Raw genomic sequence first — 22,465 nt, 5'->3', positions numbered from 1 at the left:
TCCTCTTGGGAGCCCGGAACGCGATGCAATCCGCAGGCTTTGACGAGAAGAACCTGGGGCGCCGGGCATGCCGACGCAGCCTCGCAGGTACTTCCATTTGCCAGCGACGTAAGACGCGAGGTGCGCCTTGGTGTTGCCGAGCACTTGGTTTGCGCCCAGGTGAAGGCCGAAGGCGCGCCAAGCTCGCTCTCGATCCGCCAGACGCGTTCTGGGCTCGCGCATGATCAGGTTGATGGGCGCCTCGGCGGTCAGTCTTCACCAGATCCCCATCTTCCTCGCATCAGGGTTGCGTATTCAAGGCCGAGCAATAGGATCAGACGATAAAGGCCGTAGCCAGTCGGACAGCTTCGTAACAGAGCTGCACACCGACAAAACGGCTGGCGATCCCTTCAACGACCCGGCGCATTCTCGTCTCCGACGCGCCGCATGGCGGCGTACCCCGGGATCAAGCCCGCCGAGACCCAAGCCACGGGCCACAAGGATCCCCGGAGTTGCAGCACGGAATGCGGGGGCGGCAGTTGCCGCCCCGAAGTTCGCCGAGGCCTCAGGTTATTTGGCTGCTTCCTCTTGCGGCTGCGGCGGTGCCTTGGGCATCGACGTCAGCATACGAATTTTCCACTGGGGTTCTCACGAACATCGAGACTGGTCCAGAAAGCGTTCAATTCCAGAGGATCACCTTTCTCACTCTTGCCGGTTACGCGGGCCTCGCCGGTTCGCATAGCCATGTTCTCCGACAAGAGCTGAACGTCGGTTGTTCTTATTTCCAAGTGATTCATCCCGGCCTTGAACGCTCCTTCATAGTATTTCGTGTTGTCAACAATCCCCATTGGCGTAACGCGCAGGTAATTTTTCGCAAAAAGTGAAGTAATGCCTGCAGCATCCTGCTTGTTGAAATACTGCTCATAGGCGGTGCTAATCTTCCCGAGTTCGTCCTTCTGACTTTGATCGAATGCATTTGCAGGAACTGCAGAAAGTAACAGTGAGAAACATACTGCTCCGGATAATTTGCGCATAATGTTCTTCCCTCTGTTGAAGCCTCAGGGATGGAGGCGGAGGCCCGCCTCCATCGCTTGCTTAGTCCGTGATCGCCAGCCTAGACCTTGATGCAGATCAAAGTGCGTCGGCCTGTGGGCGCTTCGCGCAGCACGCGCAGCGCTCTAACAGCCCAAGCGTGCGACCACCCGGCATCTATGTCGCAGTTGGGTCCACAACCCGACCACGGTAGCCCGCTTGACCTAGCAGGCCGTTGAAGAACTCAGCCGCGTTCGCAAACGAAGGCTGAATCGTCGCCATTGTGGATGTAGAAGTGGCCAACGAGCCTGCCCGCAGTGCCGATCATGGCCCATCCGCGACCACAGGACGGATCATTCTCGTCGTGCCCCTCCCATGAGAACTCGGCGCAGGCCGATCCGTCGCGGGTGCCGTAGCGAGCATCCAGGAAGCCCTTGAGAGCCCCAAACGCTATTTCGCCATCGGACTTGCCACGGAAGGTGAGATGCGCCTCTCCGACAAGATCGAGGAAGTCGCTGTCCCAGTTGTCCATTTCGACGATGCGCCAGCGGCCGGCAAAGGCCTTGGCAAAGCCGGGCACCTTGGCCATCAACCGGTCTCCGCGATCAACTTGGGCAGCCGCACCAGATTGTAGGCGGCCGCAGCGAAGGTAAAGGCCCATCCGACCCGATCACGGCCACGGAATCTGGTCTTCTCTTGCCCGGCGACCGTCTTGATCCAGCCGAATGCCTCCTCAATCCGCTTGCGGATGCGCTGGCTGACAGCATAACCGCCGTGCCGGGTCGTACGCCCGTCGATCGCAGAGCTACGGCCGCCGGTATTCTGCGCAACATGCGGCGTCACGTTCATCGAGCGCAGCTCGTTGACGAAGTCTTCTGCATCGTAGGCTTTGTCGGCACCAAGCGTGATCGCTGTCGGTCGATCGGCACGAGGCTCGATCATGTGCAGCGCGGCCACCCGTTCGGCATGCCCACCGGCCTGCGTCAGGCAGGCGTCGACCAGCAAGCCGTGGCGGTTCTCCATCAGCCCGTGCCCGATGAAGCACAGCTTCGTCTCCTTGCCTTTCCCCTTGCGGTAGAGCCTGGCCTCCGGATCGGTGGTCGAAGCATGGGTGTCGTTGGAGCGCTTCTGGCCATGGAAGTTCGCTTCAGCATTGCGCCCGCCGCCTTGGGCCGGCGGCTCGCCGGAGCTATCCTTCGGTTTGACGCTCTTCATCGAGGCCCAGGCCTCGATCAGCGTGCCGTCGACCGAGAAGTGATCGCTCGACAGAAGCTTCTTCACCCTGGGCTGCGCCAGCACCGCCGCAAGGAACTTCGCCGCGATGTCGCCTTCCAGAAGCCGGTCGCGGTTCTTCGAGAATACCGAATGGTCCCAGGCTGCATCGTCGACGCCGATTCCGACGAACCAGCGGAACAGCAAATCATATTCCAACCGCTCCATCAGAAGTCGCTCCGAGCGGATCGAATAAAACGCCTGCAACAGCATCGCCCGCAGCAGCTTCTCCGGCGGGATCGACGGCCGTCCAATCGGCGAATAAAGGGCGGCGAACTCGTGCTCCAGCGCCGCCAGCGCCTCGTTCACGATCGTCCGGATCCCTCGCAGCGGATGATCACGCCGCACCCTTGCTTCCAGGTCGACGTAGCTGAACAGCTCGCCCGTTCGATTGTCGCCGCCGCGCACGCACCATCTCCGAATCTCGTCGGAGCCAATGAATCATGATCCTCGGTCGGCGGCGACCGCCTTTTTTCAACAGCCTGCTAGGTTACCTAGGTCGGCTTGGTGCATCACAGGTTGATCAGTATCTTACGTACGGTCGGTACACCACGGTCGGCACACCAACGCCGCCATGACGATGCTGAGCCGGATGAGGCACTCGTTCGGTATTTGAGCCGCGCCCCCTACGCCTTGGCGTCGGTTCTTTCGGTTCTCGGCGTTTGGCTCGCTATGGGCTGTCGCCGAAGAAGTGGGCGTCCCCTTAGTCGGCCCCGTTCCGTGGAAACAGTGGGATGATCTGGACCATCTCATTGTGGAAGCGTGCTTGCTGGCCCATGCCGGGGAATGGCACGCCAAACAGCCGCGCGTCGCTTCCGGCAGCTCTTGCCGCTCCTTCAACGATGCTCCTGATGCTGACAAGAACAGAGACGATTGCTAGGGGACGGTAGGCTGCAATTCGATTGCTGAGGCTATCCGCTGCACTGAGACATGCGCTCCGGCGTTCGGAAGGAGACAATTTGTCCACCGGCGTGAGCACGAGATCATCGAGAAACCAGCCGTAGCTTTTGAAGCGGTCCAAAAAATCCTCGTCGCTCTGGCCGAGTACCGCCTCTGTGGCGCGTTGCATGTGCCGCAGCATGGCACTGTCGCCGTAGTAAAAGAAATCGCCACTGGCGGGAGCGCTCTCGCCGACAAACAGCGTGGTAATTTGGTTCGCACGATAGCTCGCTCGGCTCATCTCCACGTCGATCATTGCCGCTCCCCTTTTAAGATGCGCGTTCGCGTCATCCGAACAGCCAGCCGACTCTTCCGTCTGCTTGAATACGCGTACGATACAGCCACGTCTCTTACGATACAGCCACGACTCTAAGACGGCCAATCCAATGCGAGCCCGTGGCGCGCAAGCCAGTCGCCAAGATCGGCGCCGTGCAACCCTAGACTTTCGCCTCTCCGCAACGGCCCGCATATTCAGTGTGGGCTCCGATAGGCGAGCCGCCTCTCGGCAAGAGGCGGACATATGACCTTCCACTCAATAACACGTCCCGGAGTCGCCTCCGAGCCGGCCGCAACTCTCACCATTGGATTGCCGCCACTGAGTGACCGCCAGCGGCGGCTTGCTCCCGTCCGCGGGCGCGGCTGATAGCCTGCTGCGCTCCTCTTCGAGCAGCTGCGAATGCAGCTTCTGAATCTGGATGTTGCGCTCGAGCAGGGACATCGTTCTTGTCTGAACCTGCTCGGCCAGCGCCTTGCGCAGCGCATTCTCGCGATCGAGCAGTTCGGGAAACGGCAATAGCGGTCGGACGAGCTCGGTCGCCTTGATCACACACGACGCTCTCGCGACCGCCTGCGCGATCTGATCCGGAAACGCGTTCCGGCATTCCGCGAGTGCGCCGTTCAGGTTGACCGGTTCCGCCGCCGGTACCGGCGTCCCTGTCGCCTCCAGCGTAGGTGTCGTTGTCGCCGCTATTGCGGTCTCCGTTATTGGATCCGGTGCCGGTCCCGCCTCCTTCTCGATGGCCTGGCGAGCGGCCCCGCAACAGGATAGCATGATGCAGAACGAGAGAAAGACCAGGCATCTCGCGCGCCTTGCCCAACACTCCCTGCCGCCCGCCTCGATCGGACGCCCGATTGCCACATCGATCACGGCAAGCCCCATCGCGAGCGCCCCACCCTGCCTCCTGCTGATCGGAACATCGAGCAATGGGTCGATCGCGACGGCTCGTTACCAATGCATGCGAGCGACTGGTTGAGGCGGCGCGACAGACACGCCGCCGTGCATCCACACCCGCCCGCTAGAATAACCATCTGCGTAATGTGGGCACGCAAGGCCGTCCTTCCTGCGGCGAAATTGGTATCGACCAAAACCTGCATCTGCAAAAAAGTGGTATCTCGAAATATCGCGCTGGCACGAAATGATGCCGCTACACTAGATTGATTTTAGATGTAGTTTTGTCGGTGACGCAACAATCGCCTTGTGAGTAGCGGCGCGGCGGCACGGCCGCGCTGCACCTTTGCTCGGCATCGACGGCGGGCGTTCGTTTCTGACGCTGCAGAGATCAGAATCGGCGTTGCGCACGTGCTCGAACCGCCGATGCCATCGAATCGCCATGGCGGCCAATTTTTCTGCGCTGGCGAATGCGCCTTCGTGCTTCGTCGGCGCGAACGGCCGCATCGTTGTTCAACGACAATCGTTTTGTTTGCGTGGGCGGCCAGCCGCGCGCTTTCGACCGTTATGTTATCAACAGGCGCACGATTCGTATGGCATCCGGGTTGGCGAAAATTTTCACTTTTTCCAGGGCGAGTCCTTGCTCTAGGATCAGTCATTTCAGTTTTGGCGCTCACCCACGATGCGCTCGAGGAATTTTCAGAACCGAAGCGTACAGCACTGATCCGGGCGTCATGGGGATTTGAGATGGCCGATCGCATTGCACTTTTCATTGATGGTGCGAACCTCCACACCACTGTCAAGAACCTCGGCTTCGAAATCGACTTCCGGCGACTGCTCTCGGAGTTCGGCAAGCATGGACAGATCGTTCGCGCCTACTTCTACACGGTCGTGAGAGACGACGACGAGTTCAGCAGCCTTCGGCCGCTGGTGGATTGGCTCGATTACAACGGATATGCGGTCAGGAGAAAGTTAGCCAAAACGCACGATGACGGCGAAGGGCGGCGGCGAATGAAGCGCAGCATCGGCATCGAGCTCGCGGTCGACGCATTGGAAATCGCGCACCGCATCGACCACGCGTACCTGTTCTCTGGCGACGGTGATCTGCGCGCCGTCGTCGAAGCCGTCAGGCGGGCTGGCGTCCGCGTGACGGTCGTTTCCAGCATCCGAACCAAGCCTCCCATGATCGCCGATGAGCTTCGCAGGCAAGCTGACGTCTTCCTCGAACTCGAAAGCCTCAGGGCATCGATCGAACGTCCAGCGCACCCGATCGCGCCCGAGTGAAATCGCGGGCGCCTCTTCCGGCGAGGAAGCAAAGCAGCTCTGCTTGTCCGTAAATCACCGAGTTGCGCGAGTCGGGCGCTGACATCACTATCCCCCAAACAACGAAACAGAGGGTAACGCCCATGCGGAGGTCGGTCGGCTGCCTGTTGCTGTTCTTGGCGGCGACGAGCGCCGCGGTCGCCGAACCTTCCCGGTTCACCTGCGACACGCCGCGGGGCAAACGGGTCGAGCTCGGCCCGTCAGGCAAAGGCGGTGACGCCCAGTGGATCGATGACGATCTCGATACGGTCCGGCCCGCCGTCGTGATCGATGGCGACACCTTCACGGTCACCTGGGGGACATCTGTCGCGCCAGAAGGCAGGGGAGGAGCCAAGCTCACGACCTACGTCTTTGCGGCCGCCCGCCGTACCGCCGCGTCGATCTTTGCGACCCGCACGGACGACACCACGGCCGAGATCTTCCGGTTCTATTTTGGCGACAAGTCGCTCTACAAACTAACGAGCCGACTGGGAGGCCCCTCCGCGGACACCAAGGCCGCGCCCTTCGTTGCAACCTACCTGGCGACCTGTCGTCAGCAGTAGCCGGCTGCCGCCAACCTTAAGATGGGCTTAACTGATCTTTCATGTTCCGGTCCCCGGTGTTGCGGCTCGGCACCAGTTCGCGCGATCACAGAACATCATATAAATCACTGAATTTTAATAAAAATGTTTAGATTTGCGCGCACTGGACCTCGGATGGTTCGGCCCCCACTTAGGGCGCCTGTGTGGCTGAAATGTCATAGGTCGCGGAACTGTCCTTTGTTACCCTTTGGAGGATTCTACATAATATTTTTGTGAGTAGGGGCTGAGATTATGAAGTCGGCATACACGGTCATCGCGTGCCTATGTCTGGCGGCAACGCCAGCATGTGCCGAGGTTTTTTCTATTAATGATGCTTTGCGCCAGGCCATGCAGACCAACCCGGGTATCGGCGAGGCTTCGGCGAACCGGCGGGCGACGGAAAGCGAGCTGCGGCAAACCCAAAGCACACTGCTGCCGCAGGTGCGCATTGACGCCAGCTACGGCCCGGAAAAATTCGATCAATCGCCGGGCTTCATCACCCCGAACATTCAGGCGGCACCGACCGTGGGCTCAGGACCATGGCGCAATGGCAGCCAGGAATCGGTCGTGGTGCGCCAGCTGCTGTGGGACGGTTTTTCGTCGATCTATGACGTCTGGCGCCAGACCGCGCGGGTCAATGCCGCCGCCTCCCGCGTCAAGGAGAGAACCGAGCTCTTGGCCCTCGACGCCGCCGAAGGCTACATGGACGTCGTCCGCTACATCCGGTTGGTCAGCCTCGCCCAGCAGAACGTCGCCAACCACGAGAAGATCTTTGCAAACGTGAACTCCCGCTTCTCGGGTGGCCGGGCCGGCGAAGGCGACCTGGAGCAAGCGCGGGAGCGCGTCGAAGCTGCCCGTGCGGCACTCGCCGAATTCCAGCGCAGCCTCGATGACGCCCGGGCAAAGTACCGCAAGGTTGTTGGCCTTGAGCCGATCAATGTTCGCTTCCCCGCCCCTCTCGCAGGATTGCCGCACAGCCGCGACGAAGCGCTGGCGACCACCCTCCGATTCAATTCGACGATCGCGGCGGCCCAGTCCGACGCCGACGCCGCCAAGCATGCGTTCAAGGCCACCGACGGCACGTTCGGCCCGAAATTCTATCTCGAGGGACGGGCAACCCATTACGACAACTCCTACCCCTACGTGGCGACCCCCGGGACTCCCTCCATCACGCATGAGGACTACAGCGGCAAGGTCGTCATGTCGTGGGACATCTTCCGCGGCGGCCAGGATGCCTGGAACAGGTCAGAGAAGGCCGAGCGCTATACCGAAGCCACCATGCGCCACGCCCGCCTACAGCGCGACGCGTATGAGTCGATCGACAAGGCGTGGAATGCCCGTACAATTACGGCTACCCGCATCGGTGCTCTGACCCGTGAGCTGGAAGCAGCCAGGAAGACCATCACGGCGTTCCAGAAGGAATATGAACTCGGCCAGCGTTCGCTGATCGATCTCCTGAACGCGCAGAACCAGTTCTTCAACGCATCGGTCTCGCTCACCTCCGCCCGCAGCGTCGTCGTTTTCGCCGACTACCAGCTGCTGGCCGCGATGGGGACCCTGATCGAGTACCTGAAGGCTCCGCCGCCGGTCGATGCTGCGCCGACGGACATGCTTTCGATCGGCCTGCCCCGCTACTCGTTCCCGACTCTTCGCGTGAACCTCCCGCAAACCGGGTCCGAGCCGCTGCACGTCGCCGTTCCGGCGCCTGTCGCCCGTCCTGCCAAGACCTATGCGGCAGCCCAGCCGAAGGACGTTGGCTTTGCGGACCGCTTCACCGGCGCGACGACGACCGCAGCGGTGCCTGGTTCAACGGAATGGATGCAGCAGCAAAAGACGGCTGCGGACGGCCCGAACGTCATTTACGCGGATCCGTCGGTCACGGCGAACGCGAGCTCCTATGCGTCGACCAAGCCCCACTGGCTGCTGTCGGCCTTCCCGAGTTCCGCTCGATAGTGACCGCCAACAAGCTCAGGACAGGACTGCCGGAAGGGCCCCAAGTCGGGGCCCTTTCGATTCCTTATTAATCGTTAAGATAAGTTTCGCTGAATTTGTTCGCTGTTTGTTGTAGTCTGCCCGAAATCTAATGCGATTGCTGCATTTCCATTTTGCTTGTCGAGGTTTCAGTTGTTGTTTCGCACCCCCAGCGCGGCGGCCGACGCCGTCCGCCCCTCGCCGGATGACTCAACCTCAAAGCCTGCCGCGACAAACAGGCCACGCGCGCTGGGCGACGATCCCCTCACCGCGTCGTTGACTTATCTCGCCGCCCATCATGGCCGCGCGGTGAGCCGCGAAGCTCTGCTCGGCGGACTTCCGATCACGGACGGACGCTTGTCCGTTTCGCTCTACGACCGCGCCGCCAGGCGCGCGGGTCTGGAGACCGAGGCCGTCAAGCGCGACATTTCAGACATTCCCGCGCTGGTCCTGCCGGCCGTCCTCGTCATGAAGAACGGCTCTGCGCTGATCCTTCTGGGTGTGGACCCGGCGAACAAGTCGATCAAGGTCGTTGATCCGGCGACGCCGAACAGCCCGCGCGTCGCCGACATCGCCTCGCTCGCCACGGACTATACCGGCTATGCGTTCCTGGTGAGAAGCGCGCCGCAGGCCGATGCGCGCGCCGCCGCCGCAGGCGACATCCCCAAGAGCCACTGGTTCTGGTCGGTGGTGAAGACGCATTGGCGCAGCTACGGGCACATCGCGGTCGCGGCTTTTCTGACCAACATCCTCGCGCTCGCGACGCCGCTGTTCACGATGAGCGTCTATGACCGCGTCATCCCCAACGGGGCAATCCCCTCCCTGATCGCGCTCTCGATCGGCATGGGGCTCGGCATCGTGTTCGATTTCATCTTCCGCATGGTCCGCAGCCGCATGATCGACGTGACCGGCAAGACGATCGACGTCGTGCTGGCCGCAAACATCTTCGAGCACGTGATGTCGGTGAAGATGGCGCAGCGGCCGACTTCGGTTGGCATCCTGGCCAATCAGCTCCGCGACTTCGACTCGGTGCGCGAGTTCTTCACCTCCGGAAGCGTGGTTTCGGCAACCGATCTGCTGTTCGCCATCCTCTTCGTTGGGGTGCTGTTCCTCATCGCCGGACCGCTGGCCTGGATCCCGCTGGTCATGCTGCCGCTGGTCATGCTGATCGGCTTCCTGCTGCAGCGCCCGCTTGATCGGGCCATCAAGCGGCTGCAGGCCGAATCCGCCGCACGGCACGGCGTGCTGGTCGAGTCGCTGTCCGGCCTCGAAACCGTCCGTGCGACCGGCGCCGAGGCCCGCATGCAGACCTTGTGGGAACGCTCGGTTGCCGCGACCGCCCGATCCGGCGAGGACGTTCACTTCTGGTCGTCGATGTCGCTGACGAGCGCGAGCACGGCCCAGCAGATCACGAGCCTGCTCCTCGTCATCGTCGGCATTTTCCTGATCCTCGACGGCAAGCTGAGCGTCGGCGCGCTGGTCGCCGCAAACATGCTCGCCGGGCGCGTTCTGGCGCCGATCGCCGGGATCGCCGCGGTGATCACCAAGGGTACGCAGACGATCACGGCCCTCAAGGCGATCGATCGCATCATGTCGATCGAGCGGGAACGCTCGCCGACCCGGTCCTACGTCGCAAGACGAATCGAAGACGGCAAGGTCGCCTTCGAGAACGTATCGTTCGCCTACCCCAACGCGCCGGGTAACGCGCTCGAAAAGGTCAGCTTCAAGATCGAGGGCGGAGAAAGGGTCGGCATCATCGGCAGGGTGGGATCTGGCAAGACCACGGTCGGCAGGTTGCTGCTCGGATTTTACGAGCCGAAGGAGGGCCGCATCCTGGTCGATGGCGTCGACTCGCGCCAATACGATCCCTCGGACCTGCGCGCCGGCATCGGCTTTGCGATGCAGGATACCGACCTGTTCTTCGGCAAGCTGCGCGACAACATCGCCCTTGGCAAACCGGAAGCGACCGACGAGGAAGTCCTGCTTGCCGCGCGGCTTTCGGGCGTCGAAAGCTTCATCGCCGGTCACCCGATGGGCTATGACATGCCCATCTCGGAAGGCGGCCGCAGCCTGTCGGGCGGCCAGAAGCAGGCCATCGGACTCGCGCGCGTTCTGATCCGCAAGCCTCGCGTGCTCTTTCTCGACGAGCCGACGGCGCACTTCGATATTCGCAGCGAACAGGAGTTCCTTGAGCGGCTCAAGGGCCTCGATGATGATCGCATGACCATCATCATTTCGACCCACCGCCTGTCATTGCTGAACATGGTCGATCGCTTGCTGCTGTTCGACAATGGCCGCCTGGTTGCCGACGGCCCGCGCGACAAGGTGCTCGCTTTGCTCCAGGGCCGGCCGGCGTCCGCGGCCCCGTCGCCGGAGAATACGATTCAGCCGAAATCCGCATAACGAGCAAATACATTATGGCGTCTTCCGATTTCACATTTGCAAATGATATCCGGTCCGCGGCGCTGCTGCGCACGCCGCGCACCTCCCGCATGCTGTTGTGGACGTCGTGCGCGCTCCTTGCGACGTTCTTGATCTGGGCTCATTTTGCCGTGCTGGACGAGGTCAAGCGCGGCAGCGGCCGCGTCGTGCCGTCGCGGCAGATGCAGGTGGTTCAATCGCTCGAAGGCGGGATCGTCGGCGACATCCTGATCCGGGAAGGCGACATCGTGCAGCAGGGCCAGTCCCTGATGCGGATCGATGATACGAAATTCGCTTCCGAGTTCGGCGAAATCCGCGAGCGCCGTGCGGCGATGGCGGCGCGGGTGGCCCGCCTCGACGCCGAGGCGCGCGGCCGAGCCGAGATCGCCTTCCCGGATGATCTCGACAAGATGGTTCCCGCCGCCGTCGCGACCGAGACCAGCGTGTTCAAGATGCGGGGTCAGAAGGTCGCGCAGGACATCGACGTCCTCAACCAGCAGGTCACTCGCCTCACCGGCTCCCTCAAACTCCTGGAGCGCGAGCAGACCCTGACGCGCAGGCTGTATGAGCAGAAGGTCGTGCCCGAGATCGAGATGCTGCGACTTGATCGGCAGGCAACCGAGATGAAGGGACAGCTGGCCGAAGCGCAGTCGAAGATCGCGAACATCACCGCGTCGTTCCGTTCACAGGCCGACGAGGACCTGGCCAAATCGCGCGCCGACCTCGCCGTGCTCGACGAGAATATCAAGTCCGCCCAGGACCGGGTGCGCCGCACGGATCTGAAGGCGCCGGTCCACGGCATCGTCAACAAACTGAACATCAGTACCATCGGTGCCGTCGTACAGCCGGGCGCCAACCTGATGGACATCGTGCCGCTGGACGACACGTTGCTGGTGGAGGGCCGGATTCGTCCGCAGGACATCGCGTTTATCCGTCCCGACCAGGACGCGGTGGTGAAGATCAGCGCCTATGATTCCTCGGTCTACGGATCGCTGAAGGGCAAGGTCGAACGCATCAGCGCCGACACCATCGTCGACGACAAGGCGGAAAAGACCGAACGCCAGGAGACCTTCTACCGGGTCATGGTGCGTACCGATAAGAACCATCTCGGCACCGAGCAGCATCCGCTGCCGATCATTCCGGGCATGGTGACCAAGGTCGAGGTCCTGACCGGCGAGAAATCCGTGCTGGACTACATCGTGAAGCCTGCCCGCCTGCTGCGTGACGAGGCCCTGCGCGAACGCTGATCGGGACCACGGTGACCGTGGTTAACCGGTCGTGACCTCGGTTCGTTCAATTTCGAACGAACCGGCAAACCCCGGATTGACTGCCTTTTCGACATTCGAGGCGGCACCCCCTCCACTTAACTCCGCTTAAGCGGCCAAAGCGCCAGTCTGCGTCCCGATAACAGCGGGGACGCAGATCGACGCACAGACGTTGACGGTCCCCGATATTGGGGACGTCATATGAAGTCGCTGAAGTTTGCTTCGTCGGCGGTCATGGCCGCGGCTGCACTGACAATCGGTGTTTGCGCCACGCCTGCCGCGTTTGCCGCGGACGAGCTCTCTCTCGGAAAACCCGCCGGCGAGCTCGCGCCCGCAGCGGACGCCGCGTCGAACCGCCCGCCTGCCACCTTCTTCACCATCGCCGACGTCCTGGCCAAGCTGGACCGGCAGCGCGGTCGGGGTCCGAACGCCATCCGTACCGCCTCGCTCACGCCGCCAAATACCGCGACCGACGCGGTGCCCGCGGCAAAGCCGCTTCCGCCTGTCGGCGCCGAGCCGTTTGGCCTGTTCACCTTCCGCGCACCGGAAAACGGCCTGTGGCGCAAATGGCGCGGCCTCGAAACCGATCTCGCAAGGGAGCAGAGCGTTCTCGAGCAATGCCGCGAGAACGCGACCGCCTGCCCGTCGCAGGCCGCGCAATTCCTTCGCCTGATCGGCGCGGTCAAGTCCAAATCCGGACGCGACCGGCTGGATGAGGCCAACCGCGCCGTCAACCAGGCGATCCGCTATGTCAGCGACTTCGCCCAGCACGGCGAGGCCGACCGCTGGACTGCGCCGCTCGCCACCTTCGCGACCGGCAAGGGCGACTGCGAGGACTATGCGATCGCAAAATACATCGCGCTCAGCGAAGCCGGCTTCCCGCACGAGGATCTGCGCCTGGTGCTGGGTCGCGATCGCGCCATCCGCCAGGATCATGCCGTGCTGGCGGCGCGGCTGGACGGCCATTGGTTGATCCTGGACAGCCGCAGCTCCGAACTGATTGATGACGGCGAGTTCGGCAACTTCACGCCTATGTTCGCGATCAACGACCGCGGCGTGCAGTTGTTTGCGGCACCTTACGCCAAGCGGCTCCCGCTCGGCGATGAACTCGACGCGGCGCCGGCGGCCGCCAATGCGGCGGAGACCGAATGGACCGGCGTGGAAGCGCTGGACGCGGCAAGCCCGCTCTTGGGCTTCCTGCCCGTGCTGATGTGATTGCGCGCGAGAAAGGCGACAATTCAATCAATAAAAATCCGCGGAGAGGTCTCCGCGGATTTTCGATTTTGCTGCGGGCCTGGCCTAGAAAATATGAACGTTCGTAGCCGCCGGCAAGCCGGTGCTCACATGTGCGAGGTCCACCTTGTCGGAGCCTGTGCCATTTGCCGAGTACCAGAGCTCCTGGGTCGTATTGTTGAAGAAGAACTTGTTCGTGCTTGCACTTTCGTTCCAGGCGCTGGCGTTGTTTTCGGTCTGGCCGGTGACGGCCGATGACGTGAACTGACCAGCCGTAAGGGCGTTTGAAACGCCCGTCGGCAGGCTCAGACCGGCCACGTCGAGAAGGAGTGTATCACCGCTGTTGAAATCACTGATGATATCGTGGGCGCTGAGATTGAGAACAAACTTGTCGTCCCCACCATTGCCAGTGAGCGTCTCGTTGGTTGGTCCGGCGACAATGACATCATTGCCGGCCGTGCCCAGCAGGGTCGTGGTGCCATTGATGTTGATATTGATGGTGCTCGACGCCGTGTCGCCGTCACCGTCAATCGTCGACACGTTGAAGCTCAGATCCTCGGAGACGTTCTTTGTCGACGAAATTCCGACGCCAACCAGGTCGACCTTGCCGCTACCTGTCACGTCCGTGAACTGGACAGTGTAGAGCTGCAGGCCGGCCGGCGCTGTGGGCGTCGACCATTCGGTGGCGACCGTGGTGTGGGTTGAAGGATCGAAATCACCGGATACCGATGTGATGGAGGCGGCGTGCACTCCGTCCCAATAGGAGACGACGTAGTGAATGTCGTCGCCGGCTTTGTAACCGCTGAACGTGTAGTTCGCTACCGATTCGTGTGCTGGAGGATGGAACCCCGCGTTGCCGGCGGGGCTGGCGCTTGCGCCGTCCGTGAAGTCAAACAGCAGCTTTTCGTTGGGATCGAAGTTATTGTTGCCGACGCCCCAACCGTTGGTCGATCCGTTCACGCTGCCTTGAGCACCGCCGGAGGCCGTGCCCGAAATAACCGCCAGCTGATCGGTGCTCGAGGAAAGCATCTGCTCTTGCGAGGGTCCCGAGCCGAAGGCGGATGAACTGCCGACATCCTGGATCGTTGTCTCCGTGAATGGCTGAAGCAATGTGAATAGGTAGTGACCGGTTGTGTCATCCAGAGTCAGCGTGAAGATATTGTTCGCTGCTGATGGGGCCGCACCGATATAGGCCGTCAAATTCTGTCCAAATGCGTCGATGGAATAGTGCACGGCCTGGCCATTGAACGTCAGGCCGGCCGGCGCCGTGTTTCCAGTCAAGGTGAAGTCATATGCGCCAAAACCATCGGCGCCGGAGAACACGGGTAGGTTACCTAGCACGGACATTCCCGCGTAATCGGCAATGATTCCATGCTCGATCGTGCCGAAACTCGGGCCGTCGTCGAGGAAGCTGATATGAGTGCTGATGTCGGCGGTGGCCGTCACATGATCGCCATCGGCGTCCGTCAACGTGACCGTCGCGCCGATCTTGCCAGCCGTCATCGTCAGCAGATCGTTCGGACTGGCGGTGCTGTTGTGGTGGAGCGAGAGATAGTCCGCCACATAGAGCTGACCGGTGATCGGATCGATGGCGATCGCGAAGGCCGTTTGGCCCGTCAGGCTGGGGTTGGCGGCATCGTTGCCCACAGTACCGATGATCCGGCCGCTGGCATCCAGCGACAGCGCGATCCCTGTGCCATCCGTCAATGTCAGGCCTGACGCAGCGCTGAGGACGCTCAACGCATAGGTGGTAGACCCCGCGCCGTCAGAGCCGAAGCTGCCGCCGGCCACCGTCAGGATGCTGCTCGCGCCCGTCGAGGCAAAGCTGAGCGCACCGTTGTCAAGTGACGCTGCCGACACGTCGGTGTCGACGCCCTTGTTCGCAACCGTGCTGAACAGCGCGGCGACAGTGCTGGCGGCACCGTTGAACGTGATCGCAGTGGAGCCGAGCACGTCGCTCGCGCCGCCGGTGGTCTGCGCGCCGGGCGTCTCGTCCACGCCGATCTTAGCTGCGCTGACCGTCGCTGTCGGCGCCGTCGGACCGTCGTCGTGGATCGCAAACACCCCGCTGCCGAGGTCGATGCCCTTGGTGACGTGATCGCCGTCGGCGTCGGTCACCGTCTGGTTCAGCAGCAGCGTGTTCGCCGCCGTCGTCAGGCTCGCCAGCTCGTCATTGTTGCCGGTGTTGCTGTGCCAGATGTTCTTGTCCTGGGTGAACGTCACGTCGCCGTTCGCCGCCACGCTGATCGTGAAGTACAGCGTGCCGCCGCTGCCGTCCGCTGCCGCACCCACCTTGCCGACGATCGAGCCGTCCGCAAGCTGGTACAGCAGGATCTGGCTGCCCTGTCCGATGCCGTCATTGTCCGCCGTCGTGACGTCGGCCGGATCCAGCGCATACAGCCCCGAGCCGGTGCCGTTGGCCGACAGCGCCAGCGCATAGTCGACATGGCCGGGACCATCGGTGCCGTAATGCGGCGTGCCGCCGTCGAAGTTGCCGGCAAAGTTGGCGCTGGTGCTGATCGGCGCACCCGTCAGATTGGTCTCGTCCAGCGTCAGCTGACCCGCAACCGCTGCCGTCGGCGTTCCCAGCGACGGGCCGTCGTCGTGGATCGCAAACACCCCGCTGCCGAGGTCGATGCCCTTGGTGACGTGATCGCCGTCGGCGTCGGTCACCGTCTGGTTCAGCAGCAGCGTGTTCGCCGCCGTCGTCAGGCTCGCCAGCTCGTCATTGTTGCCGGTGTTGCTGTGCCAGATGTTCTTGTCCTGGGTGAACGTCACGTCGCCGTTCGCCGCCACGCTGATCGTGAAGTACAGCGTGCCGCCGCTGCCGTCCGCTGCCGCACCCACCTTGCCGACGATCGAGCCGTCCGCAAGCTGGTACAGCAGGATCTGGCTGCCCTGTCCGATGCCGTCATTGTCCGCCGTCGTGACGTCGGCCGGATCCAGCGCATACAGCCCCGAGCCGAGGCCGTTGGCCGACAGCGCCAGCGCATAGTCGACATGGCCGGGACCGTCGGTGCCGTAATGCGGCGTGCCGCCGTCGAAGTTGCCGGCAAAGTTGGCGCTGGTGCTGATCGGCGCACCCGTCAGATTGGTCTCGTCCAGCGTCAGCTGACCCGCAACCGCTGCCGTCGGCGTTCCCAGCGACGGGCCGTCGTCGTGGATCGCAAACACCCCGCTGCCGAGGTCGATGCCCTTGGTGACGTGATCGCCGTCGGCGTCGGTCACCGTCTGGTTCAGCAGCAGCGTGTTCGCCGCCGTCGTCAGGCTCGCCAGCTCGTCATTGTTGCCGGTGTTGCTGTGCCAGATGTTCTTGTCCTGGGTGAACGTCACGTCGCCGTTCGCCGCCACGCTGATCGTGAAGTACAGCGTGCCGCCGCTGCCGTCCGCTGCCGCACCCACCTTGCCGACGATCGAGCCGTCCGCAAGCTGGTACAGCAGGATCTGGCTGCCCTGTCCGATGCCGTCATTGTCCGCCGTCGTGACGTCGGCCGGATCCAGCGCATACAGCCCCGAGCCGAGGCCGTTGGCCGACAGCGCCAGCGCATAGTCGACATGGCCGGGACCGTCGGTGCCGTAATGCGGCGTGCCGCCGTCGAAGTTGCCGGCAAAGTTGGCGCTGGTGCTGATCGGCGCACCCGTCAGATTGGTCTCGTCCAGCGTCAGCTGACCCGCAACCGCTGCCGTCGGCGTTCCCAGCGACGGGCCGTCGTCGTGGATCGCAAACACCCCGCTGCCGAGGTCGATGCCCTTGGTGACGTGATCGCCGTCGGCGTCGGTCACCGTCTGGTTCAGCAGCAGCGTGTTCGCCGCCGTCGTCAGGCTCGCCAGCTCGTCATTGTTGCCGGTGTTGCTGTGCCAGATGTTCTTGTCCTGGGTGAACGTCACGTCGCCGTTCGCCGCCACGCTGATCGTGAAGTACAGCGTGCCGCCGCTGCCGTCCGCTGCCGCACCCACCTTGCCGACGATCGAGCCGTCCGCAAGCTGGTACAGCAGGATCTGGCTGCCCTGTCCGATGCCGTCATTGTCCGCCGTCGTGACGTCGGCCGGATCCAGCGCATACAGCCCCGAGCCGAGGCCGTTGGCCGACAGCGCCAGCGCATAGTCGACATGGCCGGGACCGTCGGTGCCGTAATGCGGCGTGCCGCCGTCGAAGTTGCCGGCAAAGTTGGCGCTGGTGCTGATCGGCGCACCCGTCAGATTGGTCTCGTCCAGCGTCAGCTGACCCGCAACCGCTGCCGTCGGCGTTCCCAGCGACGGGCCGTCGTCGTGGATCGCAAACACCCCGCTGCCGAGGTCGATGCCCTTGGTGACGTGATCGCCGTCGGCGTCGGTCACCGTCTGGTTCAGCAGCAGCGTGTTCGCCGCCGTCGTCAGGCTCGCCAGCTCGTCATTGTTGCCGGTGTTGCTGTGCCAGATGTTCTTGTCCTGGGTGAACGTCACGTCGCCGTTCGCCGCCACGCTGATCGTGAAGTACAGCGTGCCGCCGCTGCCGTCCGCTGCCGCACCCACCTTGCCGACGATCGAGCCGTCCGCAAGCTGGTACAGCAGGATCTGGCTGCCCTGTCCGATGCCGTCATTGTCCGCCGTCGTGACGTCGGCCGGATCCAGCGCATACAGCCCCGAGCCGAGGCCGTTGGCCGACAGCGCCAGCGCATAGTCGACATGGCCGGGACCGTCGGTGCCGTAATGCGGCGTGCCGCCGTCGAAGTTGCCGGCAAAGTTGGCGCTGGTGCTGATCGGCGCACCCGTCAGATTGGTCTCGTCCAGCGTCAGCTGACCCGCAACCGCTGCCGTCGGCGTTCCCAGCGACGGGCCGTCGTCGTGGATCGCAAACACCCCGCTGCCGAGGTCGATGCCCTTGGTGACGTGATCGCCGTCGGCGTCGGTCACCGTCTGGTTCAGCAGCAGCGTGTTCGCCGCCGTCGTCAGGCTCGCCAGCTCGTCATTGTTGCCGGTGTTGCTGTGCCAGATGTTCTTGTCCTGGGTGAACGTCACGTCGCCGTTCGCCGCCACGCTGATCGTGAAGTACAGCGTGCCGCCGCTGCCGTCCGCTGCCGCACCCACCTTGCCGACGATCGAGCCGTCCGCAAGCTGGTACAGCAGGATCTGGCTGCCCTGTCCGATGCCGTCATTGTCCGCCGTCGTGACGTCGGCCGGATCCAGCGCATACAGCCCCGAGCCGGTGCCGTTGGCCGACAGCGCCAGCGCATAGTCGACATGGCCGGGACCGTCGGTGCCGTAATGCGGCGTGCCGCCGTCGAAGTTGCCGGCAAAGTTGGCGCTGGTGCTGATCGGCGCACCCGTCAGATTGGTCTCGTCCAGCGTCAGCTGACCCGCAACCGCTGCCGTCGGCGTTCCCAGCGACGGGCCGTCGTCGTGGATCGCAAACACCCCGCTGCCGAGGTCGATGCCCTTGGTGACGTGATCGCCGTCGGCGTCGGTCACCGTCTGGTTCAGCAGCAGCGTGTTCGCCGCCGTCGTCAGGCTCGCCAGCTCGTCATTGTTGCCGGTGTTGCTGTGCCAGATGTTCTTGTCCTGGGTGAACGTCACGTCGCCGTTCGCCGCCACGCTGATCGTGAAGTACAGCGTGCCGCCGCTGCCGTCCGCTGCCGCACCCACCTTGCCGACGATCGAGCCGTCCGCAAGCTGGTACAGCAGGATCTGGCTGCCCTGTCCGATGCCGTCATTGTCCGCCGTCGTGACGTCGGCCGGATCCAGCGCATACAGCCCCGAGCCGAGGCCGTTGGCCGACAGCGCCAGCGCATAGTCGACATGGCCGGGACCGTCGGTGCCGTAATGCGGCGTGCCGCCGTCGAAGTTGCCGGCAAAGTTGGCGCTGGTGCTGATCGGCGCACCCGTCAGATTGGTCTCGTCCAGCGTCAGCTGACCCGCAACCGCTGCCGTCGGCGTTCCCAGCGACGGGCCGTCGTCGTGGATCGCAAACACCCCGCTGCCGAGGTCGATGCCCTTGGTGACGTGATCGCCGTCGGCGTCGGTCACCGTCTGGTTCAGCAGCAGCGTGTTCGCCGCCGTCGTCAGGCTCGCCAGCTCGTCATTGTTGCCGGTGTTGCTGTGCCAGATGTTCTTGTCCTGGGTGAACGTCACGTCGCCGTTCGCCGCCACGCTGATCGTGAAGTACAGCGTGCCGCCGCTGCCGTCCGCTGCCGCACCCACCTTGCCGACGATCGAGCCGTCCGCAAGCTGGTACAGCAGGATCTGGCTGCCCTGTCCGATGCCGTCATTGTCCGCCGTCGTGACGTCGGCCGGATCCAGCGCATACAGCCCCGAGCCGAGGCCGTTGGCCGACAGCGCCAGCGCATAGTCGACATGGCCGGGACCGTCGGTGCCGTAATGCGGCGTGCCGCCGTCGAAGTTGCCGGCAAAGTTGGCGCTGGTGCTGATCGGCGCACCCGTCAGATTGGTCTCGTCCAGCGTCAGCTGACCCGCAACCGCTGCCGTCGGCGTTCCCAGCGACGGGCCGTCGTCGTGGATCGCAAACACCCCGCTGCCGAGGTCGATGCCCTTGGTGACGTGATCGCCGTCGGCGTCGGTCACCGTCTGGTTCAGCAGCAGCGTGTTCGCCGCCGTCGTCAGGCTCGCCAGCTCGTCATTGTTGCCGGTGTTGCTGTGCCAGATGTTCTTGTCCTGGGTGAACGTCACGTCGCCGTTCGCCGCCACGCTGATCGTGAAGTACAGCGTGCCGCCGCTGCCGTCCGCTGCCGCACCCACCTTGCCGACGATCGAGCCGTCCGCAAGCTGGTACAGCAGGATCTGGCTGCCCTGTCCGATGCCGTCATTGTCCGCCGTCGTGACGTCGGCCGGATCCAGCGCATACAGCCCCGAGCCGGTGCCGTTGGCCGACAGCGCCAGCGCATAGTCGACATGGCCGGGACCATCGGTGCCGTAATGCGGCGTGCCGCCGTCGAAGTTGCCGGCAAAGTTGGCGCTGGTGCTGATCGGCGCACCCGTCAGATTGGTCTCGTCCAGCGTCAGCTGACCCGCAACCGCTGCCGTCGGCGTTCCCAGCGACGGGCCGTCGTCGTGGATCGCAAACACCCCGCTGCCGAGGTCGATGCCCTTGGTGACGTGATCGCCGTCGGCGTCGGTCACCGTCTGGTTCAGCAGCAGCGTGTTCGCCGCCGTCGTCAGGCTCGCCAGCTCGTCATTGTTGCCGGTGTTGCTGTGCCAGATGTTCTTGTCCTGGGTGAACGTCACGTCGCCGTTCGCCGCCACGCTGATCGTGAAGTACAGCGTGCCGCCGCTGCCGTCCGCTGCCGCACCCACCTTGCCGACGATCGAGCCGTCCGCAAGCTGGTACAGCAGGATCTGGCTGCCCTGTCCGATGCCGTCATTGTCCGCCGTCGTGACGTCGGCCGGATCCAGCGCATACAGCCCCGAGCCGGTGCCGTTGGCCGACAGCGCCAGCGCATAGTCGACATGGCCGGGACCGTCGGTGCCGTAATGCGGCGTGCCGCCGTCGAAGTTGCCGGCAAAGTTGGCGCTGGTGCTGATCGGCGCACCCGTCAGATTGGTCTCGTCCAGCGTCAGCTGACCCGCAACCGCTGCCGTCGGCGTTCCCAGCGTCGGGCCGTCGTCGTGGAACGACAGCGCCTGGCCGATGTTGATGCTGGCCGAGCCCGAGGTCGTGTCACCGTCGCGATCCGTGATGGTGTCGGTCCGCGTCAGCGTGATCAGGTCGGTTGCCGACAGCGTCACCACGTCGTCCGGATTGGCCGCGTTGGGATGCTGCAGCGCGTGCACCTGATCCAACGTCACAACGCCGGCCGCGCTCACGCTCACCGTGAAGTCGATCACGCCCGCCGGATCCGCAGCCCCGCCGGCGCCAACCCGACCCTCGACCACGTTGCCGTTGACATACAGATAGACATGCTGGCCGGTCGCAACGTCGATCAGCCCGGAGTCCACGCCCGCCGACTTGATGCCGAGCGTGTAGGCCGACGCCGTCGTGCCCGCACCGTCCGCGCCATAGCTGCTGGTCACCGTGAAGTTGTCGGCAAAGTTCGCCGACGCGTTGATCGCCAGGTTGGTCTCGTCAACCACCAGCGCATCCGCCGGCGCCGTTGCCGTCATCGTGATCGCCGGACCATCGTCAAGGATCGTCAGATGCGAGCCGACATCGACGCTCGCGCTTGCCGACTGGCTGTTGTTGTCAGTCACGGTGGCGGTCAGCGTGATCAGACCCGATGCCAGCGTGATCCCTTCATTGAAGTTGCCCGGTGTTGCCTCATGAACCGCGCGCAGATCGGTCAGCGTCACATGACCCGCGGCGTCAACCGAGACCGTGAGGACCAGATCGCCACTGATCGCCGTGCGCCCCTCCACGACGCCGGCCGCGTTGACCGTCAGCAGAACGTGCTGACCGGTCGCCGAATCGATCAGACCGGAATCTTCGTTCGGGGTCGTGACCGACAGCGCATAGGTCAGCGACTGCTGGCCGCCCGGTACCGTGACGTTGAACGACACCTGCACAGACGCGACCGTTGCCCCTGCGGGTCCGAGCCCCGAACCGGCGACACCATGGTTGGTGGCCGCGGTCAGGAAGCTCTCGTCGACAATCAGCGCCGACAGGGGGTTGCCGGAAATGGTCGGAGGCGGAGCAACGCCCAGCACGAAGCCGGTCGGCGGCACAGGGGTCACGAGGTTCGGCAACTCTTCCTGCGGCGCCAACACGTTGGTCGGCACAGGAGCTAACGGATCAATCGCGAACGGACTGAAATTCGCGCCGCTCGCCTGCGCGTTGCCGTTCGAGTTGCCGCCATTGTCGGCCGCCGGCAACACGGAGGCGTCCGTGCTGATCGGAAAAAGGGTCGCGAACTCCTGGACCGAGACCTCGCGCCCCGGCGCCATCTCGATCGTGACATTCTTCAGTCCATCCGCACGGGAGTCGAAGAACGGCTCAACCGTGACGGTCGACTGGTTGTCGAACAGGATGATCAGCTTTTCGCCGACGTGAACCAGCGTGATCTTTTCATTGGCGATCGACGAAAAGTCGACCTTCACCTTCTGGTCGTATCCAAGATTGACGACCACCGCCTGATCGGTCAGCGGCTTGGTCAGCTTGTAAATTCGTACGGGAGCCGAATTGGTGGAATTGCCGGTGCCGGTTGCCTGAGCGACCTGAAACGAACCCTGCATTATCAACTCCGCAAAATGCGATTAGAGGAAAAGTTGTAGAAAAATTTAGTTTTAGGCTATTGTTAACCCTCCCCGCGGTCAAGAAATGTATTTGGTTAATCAATGCTTTCCGTGGAAGTGTGGTAAAGATCGGACAGGTCGAA

Annotated in this window: 12 protein-coding genes; 6 read left to right on the top strand and 6 right to left on the bottom strand. The window is 63.3% G+C overall.

Going from position 1 to position 22,465, the window contains the following annotated elements; translation table 11 throughout:
- Nucleotides 1–599: 599 nt before the first annotated feature.
- The 5 genes from ACVMDN_RS11545 to ACVMDN_RS11525 all read right to left on the bottom strand — a co-directional run bounded on the left by ACVMDN_RS11545 (nucleotide 600) and on the right by ACVMDN_RS11525 (nucleotide 4,048).
- A complete protein-coding gene (locus ACVMDN_RS11545) occupies nucleotides 600–1,013 on the bottom strand; it encodes a DUF4440 domain-containing protein (protein ID WP_456835206.1) in 414 nt (137 codons plus the stop codon).
- A gap of 242 nt (nucleotides 1,014–1,255) precedes the next feature.
- Nucleotides 1,256–1,600: a hypothetical protein gene (locus tag ACVMDN_RS11540; protein ID WP_057019377.1), complete on the bottom strand. Its 345-nt coding sequence runs from the start codon at nucleotides 1,598–1,600 to the stop codon at nucleotides 1,256–1,258.
- Entirely contained in the window at nucleotides 1,600–2,691 is a 1,092-nt protein-coding gene (locus tag ACVMDN_RS11535) for an IS5 family transposase (RefSeq protein WP_069276043.1), read from the bottom strand. The genes ACVMDN_RS11540 and ACVMDN_RS11535 overlap by 1 nt, the downstream gene beginning before the upstream one ends.
- A 295-nt stretch (nucleotides 2,692–2,986) precedes the next feature.
- Nucleotides 2,987–3,478, bottom strand: coding sequence for a hypothetical protein (locus ACVMDN_RS11530; RefSeq protein ID WP_456814245.1), 492 nt, complete (start codon nucleotides 3,476–3,478; stop codon nucleotides 2,987–2,989).
- Nucleotides 3,479–3,754: 276 nt separating this feature from the next.
- Entirely contained in the window at nucleotides 3,755–4,048 is a 294-nt protein-coding gene (locus tag ACVMDN_RS11525; protein WP_456814244.1) for a hypothetical protein, read from the bottom strand.
- A gap of 1,089 nt (nucleotides 4,049–5,137) precedes the next feature.
- Between ACVMDN_RS11525 and ACVMDN_RS11520 the strand changes: the two genes are divergently transcribed.
- From ACVMDN_RS11520 to ACVMDN_RS11495, 6 genes are all read left to right on the top strand, one after another.
- The gene (locus ACVMDN_RS11520; protein WP_038377452.1) at nucleotides 5,138–5,674 is read left to right on the top strand and encodes a LabA-like NYN domain-containing protein; all 537 of its coding nucleotides are present in this window, start codon (nucleotides 5,138–5,140) and stop codon (nucleotides 5,672–5,674) included.
- Nucleotides 5,675–5,796: 122 nt separating this feature from the next.
- Nucleotides 5,797–6,255, top strand: coding sequence for a hypothetical protein (locus ACVMDN_RS11515; protein WP_456814243.1), 459 nt, complete (start codon nucleotides 5,797–5,799; stop codon nucleotides 6,253–6,255).
- Nucleotides 6,256–6,525: 270 nt separating this feature from the next.
- Nucleotides 6,526–8,226, top strand: coding sequence for a TolC family outer membrane protein (locus ACVMDN_RS11510; RefSeq protein WP_076826194.1), 1,701 nt, complete (start codon nucleotides 6,526–6,528; stop codon nucleotides 8,224–8,226).
- Nucleotides 8,227–8,493: 267 nt separating this feature from the next.
- Complete coding sequence (locus ACVMDN_RS11505) at nucleotides 8,494–10,647, top strand: type I secretion system permease/ATPase (RefSeq protein WP_274612733.1); 2,154 nt, start codon at nucleotides 8,494–8,496, stop codon at nucleotides 10,645–10,647.
- A gap of 14 nt (nucleotides 10,648–10,661) precedes the next feature.
- Nucleotides 10,662–11,912: an HlyD family type I secretion periplasmic adaptor subunit gene (locus tag ACVMDN_RS11500; RefSeq protein ID WP_456835207.1), complete on the top strand. Its 1,251-nt coding sequence runs from the start codon at nucleotides 10,662–10,664 to the stop codon at nucleotides 11,910–11,912.
- A gap of 219 nt (nucleotides 11,913–12,131) precedes the next feature.
- Nucleotides 12,132–13,145, top strand: a complete 1,014-nt coding sequence (locus ACVMDN_RS11495; RefSeq protein ID WP_456814242.1) for a transglutaminase-like cysteine peptidase — start codon at nucleotides 12,132–12,134, stop codon at nucleotides 13,143–13,145.
- An 84-nt stretch (nucleotides 13,146–13,229) separates the two neighbouring features.
- Here ACVMDN_RS11495 and ACVMDN_RS11490 read toward each other — a convergent pair whose 3' ends face one another.
- Nucleotides 13,230–22,322, bottom strand: a complete 9,093-nt coding sequence (locus ACVMDN_RS11490; RefSeq protein WP_456843638.1) for a DUF5801 repeats-in-toxin domain-containing protein — start codon at nucleotides 22,320–22,322, stop codon at nucleotides 13,230–13,232.
- Nucleotides 22,323–22,465 lie beyond the last annotated feature (143 nt).

The organism is Bradyrhizobium sp. USDA 4510 (assembly GCF_054059095.1).
Note: the sequence above shows the minus strand (reverse complement) of the source record. Positions and strands in the feature narration are given on the sequence as shown.

Coding starts and splice junctions, on each gene's coding strand:
- ACVMDN_RS11545 (WP_456835206.1), bottom strand. CDS start 1,013: ATGCGCAAATTATCCGGAGCAGTATGTTTCTCACTGTTACTTTCTGCA.
- ACVMDN_RS11540 (WP_057019377.1), bottom strand. CDS start 1,600: ATGGCCAAGGTGCCCGGCTTTGCCAAGGCCTTTGCCGGCCGCTGGCGC.
- ACVMDN_RS11530 (WP_456814245.1), bottom strand. CDS start 3,478: ATGATCGACGTGGAGATGAGCCGAGCGAGCTATCGTGCGAACCAAATT.
- ACVMDN_RS11520 (WP_038377452.1), top strand. CDS start 5,138: ATGGCCGATCGCATTGCACTTTTCATTGATGGTGCGAACCTCCACACC.
- ACVMDN_RS11515 (WP_456814243.1), top strand. CDS start 5,797: ATGCGGAGGTCGGTCGGCTGCCTGTTGCTGTTCTTGGCGGCGACGAGC.
- ACVMDN_RS11510 (WP_076826194.1), top strand. CDS start 6,526: ATGAAGTCGGCATACACGGTCATCGCGTGCCTATGTCTGGCGGCAACG.
- ACVMDN_RS11500 (WP_456835207.1), top strand. CDS start 10,662: ATGGCGTCTTCCGATTTCACATTTGCAAATGATATCCGGTCCGCGGCG.
- ACVMDN_RS11495 (WP_456814242.1), top strand. CDS start 12,132: ATGAAGTCGCTGAAGTTTGCTTCGTCGGCGGTCATGGCCGCGGCTGCA.
- ACVMDN_RS11490 (WP_456843638.1), bottom strand. CDS start 22,322: ATGCAGGGTTCGTTTCAGGTCGCTCAGGCAACCGGCACCGGCAATTCC.